Annotated in this window: 17 protein-coding genes and 1 pseudogene; 7 read left to right on the top strand and 11 right to left on the bottom strand. The window is 70.5% G+C overall.

Annotated elements, in window-relative coordinates; all coding sequences use genetic code 11:
• The first annotated feature begins 220 nt into the window (after positions 1-220).
• The gene (locus BLV96_RS41660) at positions 221-1,501 is read left to right on the top strand and encodes a DUF222 domain-containing protein (protein ID WP_086670278.1); all 1,281 of its coding nucleotides are present in this window, start codon (positions 221-223) and stop codon (positions 1,499-1,501) included.
• A gap of 10 nt (positions 1,502-1,511) precedes the next feature.
• Here BLV96_RS41660 and mnmA read toward each other — a convergent pair whose 3' ends face one another.
• The 4 genes from mnmA to BLV96_RS41640 all read right to left on the bottom strand — a co-directional run bounded on the left by mnmA (position 1,512) and on the right by BLV96_RS41640 (position 6,554).
• On the bottom strand, positions 1,512-2,603 hold the full coding sequence (mnmA, locus tag BLV96_RS41655) for a tRNA 2-thiouridine(34) synthase MnmA (protein ID WP_086670275.1): 1,092 nt from the start codon (positions 2,601-2,603) through the stop codon (positions 1,512-1,514).
• 4 nt (positions 2,604-2,607) lie between these two features.
• On the bottom strand, positions 2,608-3,804 hold the full coding sequence (locus BLV96_RS41650; protein WP_086670274.1) for a cysteine desulfurase family protein: 1,197 nt from the start codon (positions 3,802-3,804) through the stop codon (positions 2,608-2,610).
• A 64-nt stretch (positions 3,805-3,868) separates the two neighbouring features.
• Positions 3,869-5,236, bottom strand: coding sequence for an MFS transporter (locus BLV96_RS41645; RefSeq protein ID WP_086670272.1), 1,368 nt, complete (start codon positions 5,234-5,236; stop codon positions 3,869-3,871).
• A gap of 34 nt (positions 5,237-5,270) precedes the next feature.
• On the bottom strand, positions 5,271-6,554 hold the full coding sequence (locus tag BLV96_RS41640) for a helix-turn-helix transcriptional regulator (protein WP_091390307.1): 1,284 nt from the start codon (positions 6,552-6,554) through the stop codon (positions 5,271-5,273).
• Between the two features lie 150 nt (positions 6,555-6,704).
• On the opposite strand from BLV96_RS41640, the gene BLV96_RS41635 reads away from it, so the two are divergent.
• Complete coding sequence (locus BLV96_RS41635; RefSeq protein ID WP_086680666.1) at positions 6,705-7,607, top strand: NADP-dependent oxidoreductase; 903 nt, start codon at positions 6,705-6,707, stop codon at positions 7,605-7,607.
• An 87-nt stretch (positions 7,608-7,694) separates the two neighbouring features.
• Here BLV96_RS41635 and BLV96_RS41630 read toward each other — a convergent pair whose 3' ends face one another.
• The 4 genes from BLV96_RS41630 to BLV96_RS41615 all read right to left on the bottom strand — a co-directional run bounded on the left by BLV96_RS41630 (position 7,695) and on the right by BLV96_RS41615 (position 11,287).
• A complete protein-coding gene (locus BLV96_RS41630; RefSeq protein WP_086680668.1) occupies positions 7,695-8,576 on the bottom strand; it encodes a lysophospholipid acyltransferase family protein in 882 nt (293 codons plus the stop codon).
• Positions 8,573-9,355 carry a GNAT family N-acetyltransferase gene (locus BLV96_RS41625; RefSeq protein WP_086680670.1) on the bottom strand — a complete coding sequence of 261 codons (783 nt, stop codon included), beginning with the start codon at positions 9,353-9,355 and terminating at the stop codon, positions 8,573-8,575. The genes BLV96_RS41630 and BLV96_RS41625 overlap by 4 nt, the downstream gene beginning before the upstream one ends.
• A gap of 158 nt (positions 9,356-9,513) precedes the next feature.
• Complete coding sequence (locus tag BLV96_RS41620) at positions 9,514-10,473, bottom strand: electron transfer flavoprotein subunit alpha/FixB family protein (RefSeq protein WP_086680672.1); 960 nt, start codon at positions 10,471-10,473, stop codon at positions 9,514-9,516.
• Positions 10,474-10,501: 28 nt separating this feature from the next.
• On the bottom strand, positions 10,502-11,287 hold the full coding sequence (locus tag BLV96_RS41615; protein WP_086680674.1) for an electron transfer flavoprotein subunit beta/FixA family protein: 786 nt from the start codon (positions 11,285-11,287) through the stop codon (positions 10,502-10,504).
• Between the two features lie 243 nt (positions 11,288-11,530).
• Here BLV96_RS41615 and BLV96_RS41610 point away from each other — a divergent pair, with 243 nt between their 5' ends.
• Positions 11,531-12,376, top strand: a complete 846-nt coding sequence (locus BLV96_RS41610) for a DegV family protein (RefSeq protein ID WP_086680676.1) — start codon at positions 11,531-11,533, stop codon at positions 12,374-12,376.
• On the opposite strand, the gene BLV96_RS41605 is transcribed toward BLV96_RS41610, so the two are convergent.
• Positions 12,354-12,779, bottom strand: coding sequence for a hypothetical protein (locus BLV96_RS41605; protein ID WP_167379907.1), 426 nt, complete (start codon positions 12,777-12,779; stop codon positions 12,354-12,356). The genes BLV96_RS41610 and BLV96_RS41605 overlap by 23 nt on opposite strands.
• 53 nt (positions 12,780-12,832) lie before the next feature.
• Between BLV96_RS41605 and BLV96_RS41600 the strand changes: the two genes are divergently transcribed.
• The 3 genes from BLV96_RS41600 to BLV96_RS41590 are packed head-to-tail and all read left to right on the top strand — an operon-like array spanning position 12,833 to position 15,607.
• Positions 12,833-13,606, top strand: a complete 774-nt coding sequence (locus BLV96_RS41600; RefSeq protein WP_086680680.1) for a class I SAM-dependent methyltransferase — start codon at positions 12,833-12,835, stop codon at positions 13,604-13,606.
• Positions 13,603-15,108 (top strand): 1,4-alpha-glucan branching protein domain-containing protein, encoded by a 1,506-nt coding sequence (locus BLV96_RS41595; protein ID WP_086680682.1) that lies wholly within the window; start codon positions 13,603-13,605, stop codon positions 15,106-15,108. The genes BLV96_RS41600 and BLV96_RS41595 overlap by 4 nt, the downstream gene beginning before the upstream one ends.
• 10 nt (positions 15,109-15,118) lie before the next feature.
• Positions 15,119-15,607, top strand: coding sequence for a glutathione peroxidase (locus tag BLV96_RS41590; RefSeq protein ID WP_086680684.1), 489 nt, complete (start codon positions 15,119-15,121; stop codon positions 15,605-15,607).
• A 39-nt stretch (positions 15,608-15,646) separates the two neighbouring features.
• Here BLV96_RS41590 and BLV96_RS41585 read toward each other — a convergent pair whose 3' ends face one another.
• Positions 15,647-16,876, bottom strand: a complete 1,230-nt coding sequence (locus BLV96_RS41585; protein ID WP_086680686.1) for a YbiU family protein — start codon at positions 16,874-16,876, stop codon at positions 15,647-15,649.
• Between the two features lie 90 nt (positions 16,877-16,966).
• Between BLV96_RS41585 and BLV96_RS41580 the strand changes: the two genes are divergently transcribed.
• Entirely contained in the window at positions 16,967-18,082 is a 1,116-nt protein-coding gene (locus tag BLV96_RS41580) for an ROK family transcriptional regulator (protein WP_086680688.1), read from the top strand.
• A 196-nt stretch (positions 18,083-18,278) separates the two neighbouring features.
• On the opposite strand, the pseudogene BLV96_RS41575 reads toward BLV96_RS41580, so the two are convergent.
• A pseudogene (locus BLV96_RS41575) lies at positions 18,279-20,041 on the bottom strand (glycoside hydrolase family 2 protein).
• Positions 20,042-20,120 lie beyond the last annotated feature (79 nt).

Below are 20,120 nucleotides of genomic sequence, written 5' to 3'. Positions count from 1 at the left end.
TCCTTGGTGTCAAACAATATTCTATCCGTCCACTTCAGACATTAACTTGCCGGAGCCTCCCCCGGTTCCGGTGACGCATACGTCCGCGCACGCGAACCATCTCTGAACAATCCGAACAAGTCAAGTCACGAAGGGCGCGAAAGGACCGTTCGCTCCCTTCCGCCACCCATTCCTCTGAACTTCGGTGACATTTCTTGCGTCGCGCCGTACGGTCGCGCTCATGACACCTTCACAACCACTCCGCAAACTCGCTCCGACGAGCGTCCCCCAGAACACCCACGACAAGCTCCCGTTCGTACTGAGGACGGCCCGCACCGACCCGAAGATGTTGCAACGCATGAAAGATGAGCAAGTCGTCGACCTGATCCGTCATACCGACGCCGAGATCTCCAAGCTGCAAGCCCTTCAGCTACGGGCGATCGCGAATCTCAGCGTGCGCCGGAGACGGGCGCCCAGCGCCGCTTCGGAAGTGGCTTTGGCGCTCTCCATCACGGAACACCGCGCCAGCACCATGGTTTCGGCGGCGAACGCGCTGATCGCCCGGCTTCCCCGCATGCTCAACCTCATGGACGACGGCAGGCTCGACCTATATCGCGCCATGAAAGTCACGGATGCGACGGCTTGGTTGTCCAGAGACCACGTCCGCCTCGTCGATGCGACGCTCGTAGAACGCGTACCAGGGCGCAACGCAACCCAGGTTCGCCGCGCCGCGGCCTACGCGGCCGCGAAGGTAGATCCCGAAGGCGCGGCGCAGCGCACCGACCGAAGTCTCGTCGAACGACGGCTCGCCGTGCACCACCAGGACGCCGGTGGCGTGACTAGTCTGTCCGTCAACAACGTACCCACCGAGAAGGCGACTGCGGCTTACACCCGTATCGACCGCGCCGCCCGAGCGTTGAAGACGCCCGAGGAGGCTCGAACGCTGGACCAGCTCCGCGCGGACGTGGCCGTGGACCTGCTGCTCAGCGGAACAGGCGGCCAGAGTGGGCGCGCCGAGGTGTTCCTGCACGTCGACCTCGCGACCTACCTCGGCATGAACGATCTCCCGGCGGCGCTGGCCGGGCGTGGCCCCATCGCGGCGTCGATGGCCCGTCGCATCATCAGCGGCTCCGATACGACGATCCGGCGAGTCCTGACCGATCCCCGTAGCGGCAAGGTGATCGAGCTTTCGCCGACGCGGTATCCCCTGGATCCCGCCCACGACGAGTTCATCCGGGTCCGGGACCGCGAATGCCGGCAGCCCGGGTGCACACGCCCCGCGCAGAACTGCGGGGTAGAGCCGACTCGGGCGCACGGCGAAGCCGAGGAAGCTGCGGATCAGCCGGTCACGTACTGCACGCGGCACCGCAGGCTGAAGAGCCAGCCTGGTTGGGACTACGAGGTCACGCCCAACGGCACGGTGAACGTCGCGACACCAGCCGGCCGGGTGCACTCGACCGAGCCGCCATCGATTCACTCAGGCCGGAGGCGAGCGAACCGGAGCCGCAAGAACCCACGGTGATGAACGACGGTCAGCGCGTGCCGGAGATCTTTGCGCTGCCCAGGACGACGTCCCCACCATCGGCATCCGGCCGGTAGAGCACGACGACCTGGCCCGGGGCCACCCCACGCAGCGGTTCGCGCAGATGCAGCGTCATCGCGTCGGAGTTCACGTCGGCGACGGCGTCGACGATGCCTCCATGAGCCCTGACCTGCACCACGCATTCGGTCGGTTCGGTCAGCGGTTCGCCGCTGGGCCAGATGGCGCGATCGGCCTCGATCTCCTTGACCCCGAGCCCCGCGACGGAACCGACCTTGACGGAGCCGGAAACCGGCTCGAGAGAAAGGACGTATCGAGGACGACCGTCAGGTGCGGGGGCATCGATCCCCAGGCCCTTGCGCTGACCGACCGTGAATCCGTGAACTCCGGTGTGCCGGCCGAGGATGGCGCCGGTCTCGGCGTCCACGAGCTCGCCCGGACGCTGCCCCAGCCGGCCTTCCAAGAACTTCTTGGTGTCACCGTCCGGAATGAAGCAGATGTCGTGGCTGTCAGGCTTGTTGGCGACGGACAGACCGCGTCGCTCGGCTTCCGCCCGGACCTCGGTCTTCCACGAACCGCCCAACGGGAACATGGCATGGCTGAGCTGCTCCGCCGTGAGAGAGGCGAGCACGTAGGACTGGTCCTTGCCGCTGTCCGCACTGCGGCGCAGCTCCGGCACGCCGTCGACGACGGAGAGGCGCGCGTAGTGGCCTGTCGCGACCGCGTCGAAGCCGAGCGCCATGGCCTTTTCGAGGAGTGCTTCGAACTTGATCTTCTCGTTGCAGGTGACGCAGGGATTCGGCGTGCGTCCGGCGGCGTATTCGCCGACGAAGGTCTCAACGACCTCTTCGGTGAAGCGCTCTGCGAAATCCCAGATGTAGAAGGGAATTCCGAGGATGTCGGCGGCGCGCCGGGCATCGTGCGAGTCTTCGATCGTGCAGCAGCCGCGCGAGCCGGTCCGCAAGGTGCCCGGTTTCGCCGACAGTGCCAGGTGCACGCCGACGACGTCGTGCCCGGCATCGACCGCACGTGCGGCGGCGACCGCCGAATCCACTCCTCCGCTCATCGCGGCCAAAACCCGCATTGCCTTACACCTCTTGCTTCTGGGTCTGCTTGCGCATTCCGGCCAAGCCGGCCTGGCGCGCGCGCGTGACGACTCCGCCGATCTCAGTGGCGACCGCCTCGACATCCGCGGCAGTCGATGTGTGACCGAGGGAGAATCGGAGAGAGCCCCGAGCCGCCGCTGGATCAGCGCCCATTGCGAGCAGCACATGGCTCGGCTGGGCGACGCCAGCCGTGCACGCGGAGCCGGTCGAGCATTCGATGCCCTTGGCGTCGAGCAGCATCAGGAGGCTGTCGCCGGCGCAGCCGGGGAACGTGAAGTGCGCATGGCCGGGCAGCCGCTCGCCGTCGCCGCCGTTGAGGATCGCGTCGGGTACCTCGCGCTGGACGACCTCGATGAGTCCGTCTCGGAGCTCCTCGACACGCTTGGCGTACTCGGCTCGGGTCGCGATGCTGGCTCGGACCGCCGCCGCGAAACCGATGATCGCCGGGACGTCGAGGGTGCCGGAGCGAACGCTGCGCTCTTGGCCTCCGCCGTGCAGCAGCGGCATGCAGGCCACGTCGCGGCCGAGCAAGAGCGCGCCCACGCCGAACGGGCCACCGAGCTTGTGGCCGGTCAACGTGAGTGCGGCGGCGCCGCTGGCCGCGAAGTCGACCGGTACGGCACCGACGGCCTGGACGGCGTCGGTGTGCAGCGGGATGTCGAACTCCGCGCAGACCGCTGCCAGGTCGGCGATCGGATTGATGGTGCCGACCTCGTTGTTGGCCCACATCACCGTCACCAGTGCGACGGTGTCGGGGTCTGCGGTGATGGCGGTGCGAAGAACGTCCGGGGAGACCCGGCCCTGGCTGTCGACCTCCAGCAGGGTTATTTCAGCGCCGCAATGAGCTTCGAGCCATTCGACGGTGTCCAGCACGGCGTGGTGCTCCGCAGCGCCGCACAGGATGCGGCGGCGCTGCTCCTGCTCGTCGTGGCGGGCCCAGTAGATGCCCTTGAGCGCGAGATTGTCGCTCTCGGTGCCGCCGCCGGTGAAGATCACCTCGGAAGGGCGGGCGCCCAGGGCGTCGGCGATGGTTTCGCGGGCTTCCTCGACCATCCGACGGGCGCGGCGGCCCGAAGAGTGCAGCGCGGAGGCGTTGCCCACGTTGGACAGCGCCTCGGTCATCGCCGCTACGGCTTCGGGCAACATCGGAGTGGTCGCCGCGTGGTCGAGATAGGTCATCGCTTCTTCAGGGTAGTCCGCTCCACCGGGTGACGAAGCCCACCCTGGCCCTCGAAGTGGGCTGTCACACCTTCGACGGCCAGCGTCCGGTCAGCCGGGCGCCCAGCAGCGCCAGGGCCACCAAGGCCACCGTGAGCAGAGCCATCGCGGGCGATGGGGCGAGCACCGAGCCGACCACGCTGAGCAGGACACCGCCCAGGCCGATGAGCAGTGCCGACCCCACCCAGTCGGCCAGCTGCATCGCCGACGTGTTGAAGCCCCGCTCGCCCGCGGGTGAGTACCGGAGCAGGAGGACCGAGATCGCGGGCATCGCGATCCCCATGCCGGCGCCGCCGACCGCGCAGGCCACGAACGCCGGCCAGGCGGGGAACCAGGGTTGGGAGACCAAGCCGAAGACGACCAGTCCGGCCGCGACCAGCCAGAACCCCGTACGCAGCGATGCCTCCCGGGACCAGTTCAGAAACCGGCCTTGCGCTGCCGACGCGGCGGACCAGCCCAGCGCCGTGATGGTCAGCGGCAGGCCCGCGAGAGCCGGGCTGTAGCCGTGGACCGCGGTCATCGTCAGGGGCAGGTACGCCTCCATTCCGGCGTACGCGCCGGCGATCAGGGCGCGGGACGCGACCACCGTCGGGAGGCCGGGACGGGACGTCAGCGTCCCCGTCGGAAGCAGTGTCCGGAGGGCGTACCCCAAGGCCACGAGACCGGCCGTGCCGTAGGCGAGGGCCAACAGCGATTGGTGCTGGACCGCCCACGTCAACGCGGCGACGCCCAGAGCCGCGATGATCGCCTGGACGACGCCCGCACGTCGGCCGCCGGTCGACGGCGCGTGGGTGGGGAGACGGCGGACGACCACCACCAACATCACCACGCCGATGACCACCAACGGGACCAACCCGAGGAAGACCCAGCGCCAGCCGACGCTGACCGTCAGCACGCCTGCCAAGGACGGGCCGATCACCGCCGGCAGGACCCACGCCGCCGCGTTGGCCGCGTAGATCACCGGGCGTTCCTGGTCGGTGAACGTCAACGCGATCAGCAGCGACACCGAAACCAGCAGGAGCCCCGAGCCGAAGCCCTGCAGCGCGCGGCCGAGGAGGAACGTCGGCATCGCCGTCGCCGTCCCCGCGACGACCAGGCCCGCCGCGAACAGCACCGGTCCCGCGAGCAACGCCGGCGCCGGACCGCGGCGGTCGCCGATCCGGCCCGACAGCACCGTCGCGACCACGCTCGAGATCAGGAAGATCGTGAACGGCCACGAGTACAGCGACAGCCCGTGGAGGTCGGCGACCAGCGTCGGCATCGCCGTCGCGACGCCCATGTTCTCGAACGCGACCAACGTCACCACCAGCAGCAGCGCGATCGTGGTCAGGCGGTGTTCCGCGGTCCACAGCACGCTGCGGCGACGAGGTGCGGAGTCGAGCGTCGAGGCCATGATCAGCAGCGTGCAACCTCCAGTCCGGTGGAGGTCAAGCCGTGCGGTGGGCCACCGGCTCCAGGCGCAGGTCGTGGGCCAGGGCGGCGGCCTCGCCGCGGGAGCTCACGTCCAGCTTGTCGAGGATGTTGCGGACGTGGAACTTGACCGTGTGCTCGCTGAGCTGCAGCTGTTCGGCGATCTGCCGGTTGCGCAGGCCCTGCGAGATCCCCGTCAGGACCTCGACCTCGCGCGGGTTGAGCCGGTCGAGCGGACGCAGCTGCGGCGGTTCGGCGACGCCGAGCGGGAGAACCGCGGTGACCGTCGTCCCCCAGCCGGGGACCGCGTCGACCTCCCAATGGCCACCCAACGCAGTAAGCCGCTCGGTCAGGCCGCGGGCCGGGACCGCGGCGGTGACTTCGGGGCTGTCGTCGCGGACCGTGATCCGCAGCACCGCGCCCTCCAGCCGCCACGATGCCCGCAGCCGCGTGGTCGCCGGGCGGTCCAAGGCCGCCAGGACCAGGCCCCGGGTCATCGTCCGCGCCGTGTGGGCGATGTCCTGCGGCAGCGAGGCGTCGCCGACCGGGTCGACCAGGTCGACGTCGACCTCGGTGTGGCGGACCAGGTCGGCGAGCTGGGTCCGGAGCAGGGCGAACGCCGCGGCGGCTCGTTCCTCGGAAAGGGCTTGGTCGCGATCGACGACACCTTTCAACTCGAGCAGCGCATCGGTCGCCAGGTCGGCCGCGGTGCGGCGGGCGACGACGTCGGAGAGACGTCCGGAGCGCAGCACCGCCAGGAGCGTGGTCAACGTCGCCGCGTGGGTCTGGCCGAGGTCGGTGATCGCCTGGGCCCGCGCGGTCGCGGCCGCGAGGTTGCCAGCCAGGACGTTCGGGCCCGGGTCGAGTGCGCGCTGACCCGCGTCCGTGCCGAGGATGTGCCACAGCTGCGCCGCCAGCTCCAGCTCGGGCGTCAGCAGTTCCCCGTCCTCCGGCACCACGACCAGCACGGCACCCTTGCCGACCGCCGGCATCGACGAAAAGAGGACGAGACGGCGCTCGACGCCGCCCAGCACGCCGTCGACCACCAGGGCTTTGCCCGGCTCGCTGAGGTCGACCAGCCGTTGCACCTCGACGCTCGTCACGGCCTGGGCGATCGTCTGGTCGCCGACGACCTTCAACGGGCTGCGCGGGCAGTCGCCGGTCTGCATGGCGGCCGCGCGGTGCGGGATCAGCTTGCCCAGTTCGTCGGAAAACCGGCCGAGCAGGTGCGGCCGCAGCGCCGACAGGAGCCGTTCGACGACGTCCAGCACGTGTCGTGGATCCGACCACCAAGCATCCATGCCGTCCAAGGTAGGCGCGAGCGCGGGAGCGGCGGCCTGCTCGTCCGGCTGGTGAACACTGCTCGTCCGGGTGGTTCGGAAGGAATACCCCGCGCGTTGACTCGTTGGGGAGGACATTCGAAGTCACAACTCGAGGAGCGCAGAAAACCCATGCGAGCGATCACCTTCTCCGCCTACGGCGGGCCGGACGTCCTGCGGCTGTCCGAGGTCCCGGTGCCGGAGCCCGGTCCGGGGCAGGTGCGGCTGGCCGTCCGGACCGCCGGGATCAACCCGATCGACTGGAAGATCCGCAACGGCTTCATGCAGCAGAATTTCCAGGTCCCCTTCCCGCACACGCCGGGTCTCGAGGTGGCCGGTGTCGTCGACGCCGTCGGCGAGGGCGCGGAGTTCGCCGTCGGTGACGAGGTGTTCGGCTGGTCCGACACCGGCGCGTACGCCGAGTACGCGCTGGCGAAGACGCTCGCACCCAAGCCCGCCGGCCTTTCGTGGGCGGACGCGGCGGCGTTGCCGGTCGCGGGCGAGACCGCGCTGCGCGTTCTCGGGCTGCTCAAGGTCCGCGAAGGCGAGACGCTGCTGGTGCACGGCGCCAGCGGCACCGTCGGGCGCTTCGCCGCGCAGGTGGCCGTCGCGCAGGGCGCGACCGTCATCGGGACCGCCGGCAGCCGCAACCTCGACGACCTGAAGTCGCTGGGCGTGGTGCCGGTGCTCTACGGCGATGGCTGGGAGGCGCGGGTCCGCGAGGCCGCGCCGGGACCGATCGACGCCGTCTTCGACGCCGCAGGGCACGGGGTGCTGCCCGGGTCGGTCGAGCTGCACGGCACGAAGGACCGGGTCATCACCATCGCCGACGGGGCCGCGTTCGAGCTGGACATCCCGTTCTCGAGTGGGGGCGAGCAGTCGCGGGAGGTCCTGACCGGGATCGCCGGCTGGGTGACCGACCGCGGGGTCCGGATCGCGCAGAGCAAGAGCTACCCGCTCGAGGACGCGGCCGCCGCGCAGGTCGAGAGCGAAGACGGCCACCCCGGCGGGAAGCTCACGCTGGCCGTCAGCTGAACGCGAACGGGCCTGTCGCCGGATTTCGACGACAGGGACCTCGAACCAATCCGGGCCTGTCGCCGGATCGCGGCGACAGGGCCCGGATCACTTCGCGGGAGGCGAAGCCAGGGGGACCCGTGGGGCGGCGCTGCGGCGCCGCTGCTGGGCCGGGATCTTGACCGTCCCCAGTGCCGAGTGCACGGCCGCCTCGGCGAGCGCCGCCAGTTCACGGCGGTTCTCCGCGCGGCCCGGGGCGATCTCCGGGCAGATGTGGACCTCGAGCACCAGCCCGCGCAACGCCGCGACCCGGCGCAGGGACGCGATCAGCGACTCCGGGCCGATGAACGCGGGACGGCTCGTCTCGCGGCCGTCGGACAGGCGGTACCGCAGCGCGATCGGACGCACCGGGACGCCGCCGTCGATGGCCGCCTGGAACGTCGCGGTCGTGAAACGACCGGACGCCAGACCGCACCACGTCGTGCCCTCCGGGGTCACGCTCACCAGCGAGCCCGTCCTCAGCGCGTCGGCCAGGGACGCCATCGTGGCCGGCAGCGTCGTCAGGCGTTCGCGGTCGAGGAAGATGCTGCCGCCGCGGCGGACCAGGCCGCCGAGCACCGGCCAGCCCGCGATCTCCTTCTTGGCCAGCGCGCGCATCGGCCGCAGGGCGTTGATCGCGACGATGTCGAGCCACGAGATGTGGTTGTTGACCACCAGCGCGCCACGACCGGCCGCCGCGGTCAGGAAGTCGCCACCGCCCCGGATGTCCAGCCGGACGCCGAACGCCCGCAGCACGCTGCGGAAGATCAGCCGGAGCCGGTACTCGCGGCCCCACGAGACCAGCAGCAGGGGCGCCGTCAGCATGGCCGAAAAAACGACCAGGACGGCCGCGGTGACGCGCAGGACGCGGCGTGGGAAGGCGACCACCGGGTCGGCTTCGGTCAGGCAGCCGTCGCCGCACGGCGACGTCGGCATGTACGCGTGGCTCATACCTGGGCCCCGAGAAAGAACTTGAGGTAGCGCTCGTCGACGTTGTGCAGGTCCAGCACGACGAAGAAGTCCGCGACACCGAAGTCGGCGTCGAGCGCGGGCGGGCCGTAAGCCTTGGCGCCGAGCCGGACGTAGCCCTTGATCAGCGGTGGCAGGATCGAGCGGTCGGGACGGTCGACCCCCGACGCGTCCCACGGGATCAGCGGCGAGACCCGCGTGGCCTCGTCCGAGTAGTGCTTGGTGCGCAGGACGTCCCAGACGCCGGCGGCGAAGGAGCCGCCGTCCACCAGCGGGACCGACGCGCAGCCGGCGAGGTAGCGGTGGCCGGACAACAGCATGTAGCGGGCGATCCCGGCCCAGACCAGGCTGACGACGGCGCCGCTGCGGTGGTCCGGGTGCACGCACGACCGGCCGGTTTCGACCAGGGACGGCCGAAGCGCGTCGAGGGCGCTCAGGTCGAACTCGCTGTCGGCGTAGAGCTTGCCGGCCTTCGCGGCGCGGTCCGGCGGCAGCATCCGGTAGGTGCCGACGATTTCGCCCGTGTTGTCGTCGCGGACCACGAGGTGGTCGCAGAACTCGTCGAACTCGTCGACGTCGAGACCGGCGACCGGCGAGTGCAGCCGCGCGCCCATCTCCTCGGCGAAGACCCGGTGCCGCAACTTCTGCGCGGCGACCACTTCTTCGTTCGCGTGGGCGACGAGAAGGGAGTACCGGGGAGCGTCCGCGGGGAGGTCGGCACCCGCCTGATCAGTGCTGACGAGGAGCTGTGACGTCGTCATGGTCAAGGTGTACCTGCGCGTTGGAAGCCGCGGAGAGTGCCATCCGATGACCGATTAGTGCACGTTCAGTTAATGGCGGGTTCTCAGGCTTCTCTCAGGTCCCGAAAACGCGCGAAGGGCCTTCCGGGTGATCCCGGAAGGCCCTTCGGAGCAACCGATCAGCCCTTGCGCTTCTCGACCGCTTCGGTCAGCTGGGGCGCGACGTTGAACAGGTCGCCGACGATGCCGAAGTCGGCGATCTCGAAGATCGGCGCCTCCGGGTCCTTGTTGACGGCGATGATCGTCTTCGACGTCTGCATGCCGGCGCGGTGCTGGATCGCGCCGGAGATGCCGAGCGCGATGTACAGCTGCGGCGACACGGTCTTGCCGGTCTGGCCCACCTGGAACTGCGCCGGGTAGTAGCCGGAGTCAACGGCGGCACGCGACGCGCCGACAGCCGCGCCGAGCGAGTCGGCCAGCTTCTCGACGACGTCGAACTTCTCCGCCGAACCGACACCGCGGCCACCGGAGACCACGATCGAGGCCTCGGTCAGCTCCGGACGGTCACCGCCGGTCACCGGCTCGACGCCGGTGATCTTGGTGGCCTTCGCCGCGTCGACGGCGGGGATCCCGACGGTCTCCTCGGCCGCCGCGCCCTCGGCCGGCTCGGCCTCGACCGCGCCCGGGCGGATGGAGACGACCGGCGCGCCCTTCGCGGACTTCGACTTCACCGAGAACGCGCCACCGAAGATGGACTGATCGATGACGCCGTCGCCGTTGACGCCCACGGCGTCGTAGATCAGGCCCGAGCCCAGGCGCACGGCCAGGCGGGCGGCGACCTCCTTGCCCTCACCGCTGGCGGTGACGAGCACGGCGGCCGGGGACGCCTGCTGCGCGAGCGCGGCGAGCACGTCCACCTTGGGCGTGACCAGGTAGTTCGCGGCGTCGTCGCCTTCCGCGACATACACCTTGGCGGCGCCGTGCGACGCCAGCGACTGCTTCGCCTTGGCGGTGGTCCCGGTCGGGCCGACGACGACGGCCGACGGCTCACCGAGCGCGCGGGCGGCGGTCAGCAGCTCGAGCGTGACCTTCTTGACCTCACCGTCGACGTGGTCGACGAGGACGAGTACTTCAGCCATGTTCTTGTTCCTCCTCGAAGAGCCGTTGTCAGATGAGCTTCTGGCCGACCAGGTACTCGGCGACCTTGGTGCCGCCGTCGCCCTCGTCTTCGACCTTCTCGCCGGCGGTGCGCGGCGGCTTCGGCGCGGATTCGGTCACGGTGGACCACGCGTTGCCGAGGCCGACCTCGCCCGCGTCGACGCCCAGGTCGGCGATGGTGAACGTCTCGACCGGCTTCTTCTTCGCGGCCATGATGCCCTTGAAGGACGGGTAGCGCGGCTCGTTGATCTTCTCGCCGACGCTCACCACCGCGGGCAGGGTCGCCTCGAGGCGGGTGAGCCCGTCCTCGGTCTCGCGGACGGCCTTGATGGTCGTGCCGTCGACCGTGACCTCGCGGGCGTAGGTGACCTGCGGCAGGCCGAGCAGCTCGGCGAGGATCGCGGGGACGGCGCCGCCGCGGCCGTCGGAGGACTCGTTGCCGGCGATGATCAGGTCGAAGCCTTCGACCTTCGAGATCGCGGCGGCGAGCACCTTGGCGGTGGCGATCGCGTCGGAGCCGTGCAGGGCCTCGTCGGAGACGTGGATGGCCTTGTCGGCACCCATCGACAGCGCCTTGCGGATGGCGTCGGTCGCGCGGTCCGGGCCCACCGAGATCACGGTGACCTCGCCCTCGCCGGCTTCCTTGATCTTCAGCGCCTCTTCGACGGCCTTCTCGTTGATCTCGTCGAGCACGGCGTCGGCGGATTCGCGGTCAAGGGTGTGGTCGGACCCGTTGAGCTTCCGCTCCGAGTAGGTGTCCGGTACCTGCTTGACCAGGACGACGATGTTGGTCATGGGTCTGCTTCGACCTCCCGGTTCGTGGCCCGCGGGCGACCACGGGTCAGTGCTCTACTGGCCGGTAGATTAGGGCGGATCGGCGCGCAGCACCCGCCGAGGTGACGCCTTTCACCTGGATGCGCAATCTAATGGGACCATCGTCCCGGTAGTCGACCGGTTACCCCACCTGAACTGCCGTTCGTCCGATCGGACCAACCACGGCCTACTCGCAGTGGGTGTAAGGCATTAACCTCCCCCACCATGCCCGCGCGCATCGCCGTCATCACCGACTCGAGCTCCTGCCTGCCCGACCTCGTCGCGTCCCGCTGGGCCATCGGAGTCGTCCAGATCCAGCTGAACCTGGGTGGTCACTTCGACGACGAAAACCGCTTCGACCGCGGCGCCGTGATCGACGCGCTGAGAGCCGGGCAGGTCCTGACCACTTCGCCCCCGGATCCGGGGGCGTTCTTCTGGACCTACCAGGAAGCGGCCGCGTCCGGCGCGACCGCCATCGTCAGCGTCCACATCTCCGGCCGCATGTCCGACACCGTCCGCGCGGCCCGGGAGGCGGCCCAGCAGGTCCGCATCCCGGTGCACGTCCTGGACAGCCGCACCACCGGGATGAGCCTCGGCTTCGCCGCGGTGTCGGCGGCCCGGGCGGCCGCGGCGGGCGCGGACGCCGCCCGGGTCATCGAAGCCGCCGAACGCCGCTGTTTCACGAGCACCGAGTTCATCTACGTCGACACGCTGGAGTACCTCCGCCGGGGCGGGCGGATCGGCGCCGCGCAGGCGATGCTCGGCACGGCGTTTTCGATCAAACCGCTGCTCACGGTGAAGGACGGTGAGGTCGCGCCGCTGGCCCGCGTCCCCGGCACGCGGCGCGCGCTGGCCAAGATGGTCGACCTCGCGGTCAAGAAGTCCGGCGGTTTCCGCGCCGACATCGCCGTGACCCGGTTCGGCGCCAGCGACCACGAACTCGAGATCGGCCGGCAGATCGAACGGCGGGTGCCGGCGATGGCCGAGAGCATGGTCGTCGAGGCGAGCACGGTCATCGGCGCGCACCTCGGCCCCGGCGCGCTCGGCATCACGGTGTCGCCGGTGTACTGACCCGCCGCCCCGGGATCGCCAGCAGGACGAGCGGCACCAGGACGGTCGCGCCGGTCAGCGCGATGATGAGCACCTGGTCGATCGCTTCGAAGTGCGAGACGTGGCCGAGGTGGTAGGCGAAGTGCGGGACGCTGTAGAGCAGCCCCACGACCGAAGCCAGCCGAGCCGCTGCTGTGGTACCGATCACGGCGGCGCCGATCAGTGTCGCCGCGAGCGCCAGGGTGAGGCTGCCGAAGTCCCGCAGCAGGTGCTCGTTGAAGGGCCCGTCCATCGACACCCAGCCCGTGCGGAAGCCGGGAAAGTCCAGGTAGAAGCCGTTGGGTGAGATCAGCGGCCACAGGCCGATCGGGGCTTCGACCAAGCCGAAGACGACGAGCAGAACGCGGGTGATTGTCCGTTGCATGACCACGGAACGAGACGGCCGGGCCGGACGTGACACCCGCTAGGGTCGCGGAGGTGACCACCCCAGCCACCCGGGCCGAGGCGCTGCACCTGACCGGCGAACGGACCGTCCCCGGCATCGCCGAGGAAAATTATTGGTTCCGCCGACACGAGGCCGCGTACCTCGCCCTGCTCCCCCACTGCGCGGACGCGACGGTGCTCGAGGCCGGGTGCGGCGAGGGCTACGGCGCGAGCCTCCTCGCGACGACGGCCCGCCGGGTGCTCGCGCTGGACTACGACGTGCCGACCACCGAGCACGTCGCCCGCCGCTACCCCGACGTCGCCGTCGCGCGGGCGAACCTGGCGTTCCTGCCGGTGCGTGACGGCGCGGTCGACGTCGTGGCCAATTTTCAGGTCATCGAGCACCTGTGGGACCAGGCCGGGTTCCTCGCCGAGTGCCGGCGGGTGTTGTCGCCGGGCGGCAAACTGCTGGTCACGACCCCCAACCGGCTCACTTTCACCCCGGACAGCGACACGCCGCTGAACCCGTTCCACACGCGTGAGCTGGCCCCGGCCGAGCTGGCCGGGCTGCTCACCGACGCCGGTTTCGCCGTCGAATCGCTGCAGGGCCTGCACCACGGCGACGCCGTGCGCGCCCTGGACGAGCGGTACGGCGGCTCGATCATCGACGCCCAGCTCGACGTGGTCATGGGTTCGCTGCCCGGCCAGGCCGTGTGGCCGCCCGCGTTGCTGGCCGACGTCGCCGCGATCGAGGCCACCGGCTTCGCCCTCCACGGCGACGACCTCGACGCGAGCCTCGACCTGGTCGCCGTGGCGGTGCGCCGATGAACGAAGGCACCTTCTGCCTGGTTCTGCACAGCCACCTGCCGTGGCTGCCGCACCACGGGAGCTGGCCGGTCGGCGAGGAATGGCTGTACCAGGCGTGGGCGCATTCGTACCTGCCCATGGTCGACTTGCTCGAACGCTTCGCCGACGAAGGCCGCCAGGACGTGCTGACGCTGGGCGTGACGCCGGTGCTCGCCGCGCAGCTCGACGACCCGTACAGCATCCGCGCGTTCCACGACTGGCTCGGCCACTGGCAGCTGCGCGCCCAGCACGCGTCGACGCTGTGGCGCGGCGACCCGACCCTGCGCGAGCTGGCCGCGGCCGAGCACCGGACCGCGGTCCGCGCGGCCGAGGAGCTGGGGACGCGCTGGCGGCACGGCTTCTCCCCCATCCTTCGTTCGCTGGTCGACAATTCGACGATCGAGCTGCTCGGCGGGCCGCTGGCCCACCCGTTCCAGCCGCTGCTGGACCCGCGGGTGCGCGAGTTCGCGCTGACCGCGGGCCTCGCCGACACGGCGCTGCGGATCGGGTCCCGGCCCGAGGGCATCTGGGCGCCGGAGTGCGGCTACGCGCCTGGCATGGAAAACGGCTACGCGGCGGCCGGCGTGCGGCGGTTCATGGTCGACGGGCCGTCGCTGCGCGGCGAGACGTGGGCGGCGCGCCCGGTCGGCGACAGCGACGTGGTCGCTTTCGGACGAGACCTCGAAGTCACCTACCGCGTCTGGTCACCGAAGGCCGGCTACCCCGGCCACGCGGCCTACCGCGACTTCCACACCTGGGCGCACGAGGTCGGGCTCAAGGCGTCGCGCGTCACCGGCAAGACGGTCGAGCCGGTGGACAAGGCGCCGTACGACCCGTCGCTGGCCGCGGACGTGCTCGGGCTGCACGTCAAGGACTTCGTCGACACGGTGGTCACGCGGCTGCGTTCGCTGAAGGCGCACCACGGCCGTGAGGCGCTCGTGGTCGCCGCGTACGACACGGAGCTGTTCGGCCACTGGTGGCACGAAGGCCCGGCGTGGCTCGAAGGCGTGCTGCGCGCGCTGCCCGAGGCCGGCGTCCGGGTGACGACGCTCAAGGGCGCGCTCGACGCCGGGCTCGTCGGCGAGCCGATCGACCTGCCCGTGTCGTCGTGGGGGTCGGGCAAGGACTGGCGCGTCTGGGACGGCGAGCAGGTCAAGGACATGGTCGACGCCAACACGGCGTTGCAGCGGCGGCTGCTGGACCTCGTTGCCGGTTTGCCGACCACGTCCCGCGACACCGCCGCCGACCAGGCCGTGGCCGAGGCGATGCTGGCGCTGGAGAGCGACTGGGCGTTCATGGTCACGAAGGACTCGGCGGCGGACTACGCGCGTCGTCGCGCGACGGTCCACACCGAGCGCTTCGACGCTTTGGCCGATTTGCTGCGACGCGGCGACCGTGCGCGAGCCGAGGAGCTCGCGGCGGCCTACCGCGCCGAAGACGGACCGTTCGGGCACCTCGACGCCCGGGCGCTGAAGCACGACTGAAGGGACCTTCATGGGGATCCACGAAATTCCGGTCAAGACCCTCGACGGGCAGGACGGCTCGCTGGGCTCGCTCGCGGGCAAGGCGCTGCTCGTGGTCAACGTCGCGTCGAAGTGCGGCCTGACCCCGCAGTACTCCGGCTTGGAGCGGCTCCAAGAGCGCTTCGGCGGTCAGGGCTTTTCCGTGGTCGGTTTTCCGTGCAACCAGTTCGCGGGCCAGGAGCCGGGCAGCGCGGAGGAGATCCAGACGTTCTGCTCGACGACCTACGGCGTCACGTTCCCGCTGTTCGAGAAGATCGACGTCAACGGCGAGGGCCGGCACCCGTTGTACGCGGAACTGACCAAGACCGCCGACGCCGACGGCGAGACCGGAGACGTCCAGTGGAACTTCGAGAAGTTCCTGGTCAGCGCCGATGGTGAGGTCCTCGCGCGGTTCCGGCCGCGGACCGAGCCCGAAGACGAGAACGTCGTCAAGGCCATCGAGGCCGCTCTCCCGGCGTGAGCCGGCCGCGCCGGGCTTGCGGGCCCGGCGCGGTGCTGTTCACAGGCCGAGCTGCTCGCGGCCGACGGCGGTGAGGTCGTCGATCGTGGCGCGGCCGGTCCAGTTCACTTCGTAGTCTTCGGGCGCGAAGTCGCCCGGGCTCGCGCCGGCGAGGAACGCGCGGCCGCACTTCTCGGCGTAGGCCGCGTTCTTCGGGCAGTGCGGGCTCGCCGGGATGTACATGACGTTGCCCCAGCGTTCCGGGTTGGTGCCGTCGGCGACCGCGTGGATGACGTCGCCGTGCCACCAGACCGTGTCGCCGGGCTCGATGTCGGGGATCGAGGTCAGCGCCGGCAGCAGGTCGTCGTGGTATTTGTCGTTCACCGGCAACGCCTGGCCGTTGGCCGCGCCGCAGAGGTCGTCGTCGGGGATGTCGTCCTGAAGCGCGCGAAGCAGGACGTACGCCATCGCCGACGGGATCGGCACCACGTGCAGCACGCCGTCGCCCTGGCGCATTTCCGACAACGCCGTCCAGCCCTGGAAGGTGCGGAAGGCCGAGCACATGACCGTCGACGGATATTCGTCGACTTCGGTGCGGTATGCGCCGTCCCATGGGTCGTACTGTTGCCAGTTTCCGGCGAAGACGTGGCGGAAGACCTGCTGGTAGGCGGGCAGCAGCCAGCGTTCGACCGAGCCGGAGTCGGTGTGCGCGGACAGCCCGAGCGACGCCGAGCCGGGCGGCCGCCGCCGGATGCGGTCGGGGTAGGCCGTGTCGCGATCGGGGTCGAACCAGACGCGGCCCTCGGACTCGAGCCGCCAGAACGAGTTGAGGAACCGCCGGACGGCGACCATGTGCTCGTGCTGGCGGGCCTGGATCTGCGGCTTCGACCAGTAGACCGGGTAGATCTGCGGCTGGCTCGACGCGAGACCGGCGAAGACGTCGTCGGCCGGGCCTTGGTAGGTGCCGGCGAAGTCGTTGCCGTCGAGGTATGCGGCCAGTTCGGCGTCCCAGGTCTCGGCCGTTTCGCGCGCGAAGGTGCCTTTGACGACGGCGCAGCCGCGGCGCCGGACGGCGTCGAGCGTGCGCTGCGGCACCTTGTCGTCGGCGATGTCCCGATAACGGACGACGGGGAAGGCGTCCGGGTCAGCGGCGACGGCGTCGACCTCGCGCCGCATCCGGCCGCGGACCCCGGCGAACGCGCCGGCGACGTCGCCGATCCTGGCGCGCAGCTCGTGCTTGGTCCGCGAGACGGCCTCGGACATGTTCGCGGGCAGCTCTGTGGTCGTCATCGGTGTCCCTCGCGATCTTTTGGTTAGGACTCCTTACTAGAATGTCCCGGCTACGGTAACCCCTGTCCGTCTCCCGCCACAAGAGGTGCGATGTCCGACCCCGACCGGCCGCTTCCGCGCCTGGCGATGCTGCGGGCCATGACCGACCGCGCGGTGCTCGACCACGTTTTCGTCCACGGCCGGACCACGCGCGCGGAGCTCGCCGCGACCACCGGGATCTCGAAGCCGACGATCTCCGAGTCGGTCCGCCGCCTGGAGACGGCGGGCGCACTGCGGGCCACCGGCACCGACCAGACGGGTCGCCGTGGCCGCATCGCGACCTTTTACGAGCTGGCCGCCGACGCCGGCCGCGTCGTCGCCGCGGAGGTCAACCAGCAGGGCATCCGCACGGTGACGACCGATCTGACCGGGACGGTCCTGACCACCGGCCAGGTCTCCCCGGACGACCGGCCGATGACCGCCGCGGTCCGGGACGCCGTCGCCGCGGCGAGCGGCACCGGGCCGGGGCCGGTGCGGGCGACCGCGATCTCGGTGGCCAACCCGGTCGACCCGGTCACGCACGAGGTCGTCGCCCTGCCGGGTTCGCCGTTCCCCGAGGGGCGGCTCCGAGCCGGGGAAATCGGGCCTGACGTTTTGTTGGACAACGACGTCAACTTCTCCGCGCTCGCCGAACGGCGCGAGGGCGCCGCGCGGGAGGCGAAGAGCTTCGCTTACATCTACGTCGGCGCCGGGCTCGGCGTGAGTCTGTATGTCGGTGACCAGCTCGTGCGGGGCACGCACGGGTTGGCGGGCGAGATCGGGTACCTGGACAGTTCGGGGGCGACGCTCGCCTCGGCGCTCGCCGACCAGGGTTTCGGCAGGTCGGACGCTCCTTCGCTGGACGTCGACGCCATTTTGACCACGCTCGACCGGGCGGCGGACGACGCCGTGGCCGCCGAACGGCTACGGCTGCTCGGCGCGACGCTCGGGCGGGCCGTGGCCGCGATCTGCACGATCGTCGACCCGGATCTGGTGCTGCTGGGTGGCCCGGCGGGGAGCCGTCCGGCCTTGGTGGCCGAAATCCGGCGAACGGTCCGCGCGGCGGCGCCCGGGCCGGTCCGCGTGGAGGCCGGCGCCGTGACGGATTCGGCCGCCCTGCGCGGTGCGCTGTTGTCGGCTCTCGACCACGGGCGGGAGGCCCTGGTCAGGGCGGTGGCCGAAAGCTGACCAAGGCCGTGCGGTCGCCCACTCGTAGCCGTCGCCCGAAGTCGACCAGACGCCGAGATGGGCGGCTCAGGGCAGTTGCCGAGCGCCGACCAGACCCCGGGATCGCCTGGTCAGAGCCGTTGCCGAAAGCCGACCAGACCCCGGGATCGCCTGGTCAGAGCCGTTGCCGAAAGCCGACCAGGCCGTGGGTCGCGCCTCAAGCCGAGCCGGTGTCGATCACCGCTCGGGCGCACTTCGCGACCACCTCCGCGTCGACCTTGACCACCCGGCGGTCGTACGTCAGGAGGCCGTTGACCTCGTTCTCGACGTCGGTCGTCTGCGTGTAGACCGCGCCGGACAGACCGCGCTCCGCCACCACTCGCTCGAGAGCGGTGCTCACCTCCGCGTAGCGCTCGGTCAGCCGCTCCCGCGTCGGCGTCATTTCGTACGCGTTCGGCGGGCCGGGCCAGCGGTGGTCGTCCAGGACCAGACCGAGGCCGCCGTACTCGCCGTCGACGATCGCCCGGCCGTCCGTCACCGCCGGCTCCCCCGGGCCCACGTACGTGTGGTCGTCGTAGACGTCGCCCGCGCCGGTGTCCGGGCGGGAGAAGCAGCAGTTGACCCCGCTGTTCGCGATCACCAGCCGGGTCGGGTCGAGTGCTTTGACCAGTTCCGCGACACGGGCCGTGTCGTACTCGCCCCAGCCCTCGTTGAACGGCACCCAGCCGACGATCGACGGGACCGCCTTCAGCTGGTTGATCATTTTGATCAATTCCGCTTCGAACAGCTCGCGAGCCCGCGGGACGGGGTCCGGCGCGATGCCGGGCGGGCCGTCGAACGACACGGTCAGCGAGGGCATGTCCTGCCAGACGACCAGGCCCAGCTTGTCGGCCCAGTGGTACCAGTGCGCCGGCTCGACCTTGACGTGTTTGCGGACGAAGTTGAAGCCCAGCTCTTTCGTCTTCTCGAGGTCGAATCGCAGGGCGTCGTCGGTGGGCGCGGTCGAGATGCCGTCCGGCCAGTAGCCCTGGTCGAGCGGGCCGTGGAGGAACGTCGGCCGGCCGTTGAGCGCGATCCGCGGGCGGCCTTCGGAGTCCGGGAGCAAGCCGATCGTGCGGAGACCGGCGTAGCTGCCGACCTCATCCAAAACCGAACCACGACGGTCGAGCAGCTGGACGCGCAGTGTGTAGAGGTGCGGGTCGTCGGGACTCCAGAGGCGTGGTTCGGGAACGTCCACGCGCACCGACGTCCCCGCCGCACCCGAGCCCCGAGCGACCTCGCCGTCCGTGGTCGAAACGACGACCACGACCTCCGAGCCACCCGTTACCTGCGGGAACACTGTCACGCCGGTGAGGTCTGGGGTAAGATCAAGTCGTTCAACACGAGCCTGCGGTACCGGCTCGAGCCACACCGTCTGCCAGATTCCGGACGACGCCGTGTAGCAGATCCCGCCCGGCGCGTTGCGTTGTTTGCCGACCGGGAAGGGCTCGATGTCGGTGCGGTCCTCGGCGCGGACCGTCAGCTCCTGCGGCCCCGACGCGCGCAGGACGTCGGTGATGTCCGCGCTGAAGGCCGTGTAGCCGCCTTCGTGCGTCGCGACGAGCTGGTTGTTGACCCAGACCTTCGCGTCTGGTCGACCGCGCCGAAGTGCAGGAGGATCCGCTGGTCACGCCAGTCCGGCGGAATTTCGACCAGGCGCCGGTACCAGAGGACCTCGTCGCGTCGTCCGATTCCGGACAACGCCGACTCCGGCGGGAACGGGACCAGGATCCGCTCGGCGTAGCCGGACGGCCGTGGTTCATCCGGCGACGACGGCCGGCCCGCGTACTCCCAGACGCCGTTGAGGTTCAGCCAGCGCGGCCGGGTCAGCTGGGGCCGCGGGTACTCGGGCAGCGCGTTGGCCGGGCCGACCTCGCCGGTCCACGGGGTGGTCAGGGGCGGGTCGAGCCGGCGCCAGCCGGTGTCCTCCGGTGCAGTCATCCCCGCCGATGGTGGCAGAGATCGGCAAGGTCGCCAGTGAGGCTGATCACAGCCCAGCCGGTCGGCTTGCACCGGGCGG

Source organism: Amycolatopsis pretoriensis (assembly GCF_900107925.1).
Taxonomy (GTDB): domain Bacteria; phylum Actinomycetota; class Actinomycetes; order Mycobacteriales; family Pseudonocardiaceae; genus Amycolatopsis; species Amycolatopsis pretoriensis.
This window is presented reverse-complemented; position numbering and strand designations above follow the sequence as displayed.